Source organism: Pseudomonas sp. UBA3153, from assembly GCF_002364635.1.
Classification (GTDB): domain Bacteria; phylum Pseudomonadota; class Gammaproteobacteria; order Pseudomonadales; family Pseudomonadaceae; genus Pseudomonas_O; species Pseudomonas_O kuykendallii.
On sequence record NZ_DEYR01000053.1, the window covers coordinates 1 to 1,476 of the forward strand.

2 protein-coding genes are annotated in these 1,476 nt (G+C 64.7%); both read right to left on the reverse strand.

Going from position 1 to position 1,476, the window contains the following annotated elements; all coding sequences use genetic code 11:
• Positions 1–41 precede the first annotated feature (41 nt).
• Positions 42–854, reverse strand: a complete 813-nt coding sequence (locus B2X67_RS13325) for a transporter substrate-binding domain-containing protein (RefSeq protein WP_090228698.1) — start codon at positions 852–854, stop codon at positions 42–44.
• Between the two features lie 264 nt (positions 855–1,118).
• Positions 1,119–1,476, reverse strand: a 358-nt coding sequence (locus B2X67_RS13330) for a helix-turn-helix domain-containing protein (protein ID WP_286785786.1), incomplete at its 5' end; no start/stop codon positions are given.

Here is a 1,476-nt window from a genome sequence, read left to right on the forward strand (position 1 = left end):
GCGCGGCGCACCCTACGTAAAGCTCCGCCTATAGCGCGGACTCAGTAGTAGACGCCCGGTACGGTCAGGTTGACCGGCTTGCCGCCGACCCACTTCTCGTACAGCTCGGCGTAGCGACCGGTGCGGACCTGCTGGTTGACGAACAGGTTCAGGTAGTGGATCAGGCCGTACTCGTTGCGCTTGGCCGCCAGCGAGACGTAATCGATCACGTAGGGCGCGTCGCCTGCGACTTTCAGGCCCTTGTACTTGCCGGACTTGAGGGTCGAGGCGGCGACGGTGTTGGTCACCACGGTGGCGTCGATGTGGCCCTGGGCGACGGCGAGGATGGTGTCGTTCTGGGTCTGGTAGGCGCGGAAGCTGCCGTTGCCCCAGTCCTTCACGGACTTCTCGAGGGCGATCGCCTCGAAGGTGCCGCTGGTGTTGCCGACGGGTTTGCCCTTGAGATCGTCGAAGCTGTTGATCCCGGTGTCGTCACGGGTCAGCACGACCATCTGGAAGGCGAAGTACGGCACGCTCATGGCGACCGTCTTGGCGCGCTCCAGAGTGTCCGAGGTGGAGGCGACGATCACGTCGGCACGCCCGGAAACCAGCGCGGGGATGCGGTCGGGGAAGGGGGTTTCGACGACTTCCGCCTCGACGCCGAGGACTTTCGCCAGGTCGTTGCAGTAGTCGACGTCGAAGCCGGCCGGGGCGTTCTTGTCGTCGCGGAAGCCCATCGGCGGGAAGTCCAAGGTGACGGCGCAACGCAGCTTGCCGGACTCGATGATGTCGTCGAGCTTGTCGGCCTGGGCGTTGCCGATCACGCAGGTAGTCATTACAGCGCTGAGGGCTACGGCAAAAGCGGGGTTTTTCATAGGTGCCTCGTTGTGAATGGAAGACGAAGGGTGTGAAGCCAGTTCGGTGATTTCGTATACGATATTTAATATGCAACGGATATGCCGGCTTTTCCGACGGTGCCCACCAGGCGCCCATGGGCCAAGCGCTGCCGCGGCCGAAGAGGATTTCGGGCATATGGACGGCGATAAATCACCCGGCTCGGGCGTGTTACATAAGGGAGCAATGCGAGGGGCGGTGCCCCAAGAGGGAACACCCCGAGTCGGCGTGGAACAGTGCCGGTATCAGCGGTGGGAATCGCGGTACTGGCTGGGGGAGAAGCCGGTCAGGGCGCGGAACTGGCGGCTGAAGGCGCTGTGGTCGGTGTAGCCGCAGCGCAGCGCGATCTCGGTGATCGACAGGTCCTGCTGCAGCAGCCGCGAGGCTTCGCCCAGGCGCGCCTTGTGGATCATCTGCCGCGGGGTGAGCTGGAAGATGCGCTTGCAGTGGCGTTCCAGCTGGGCCACCGAGAGCCCGGCGATGGCGGTGAGCTCGGCCAGGCTGATCGGCCTGGCGAAATGTTCGCGGATGTGGGCGTCCACCGCCGCCAGCCTCCCGTAGGCCGGGTGGGTCGACTGCGGCAGCTGCAGGTCGCGGGAGATG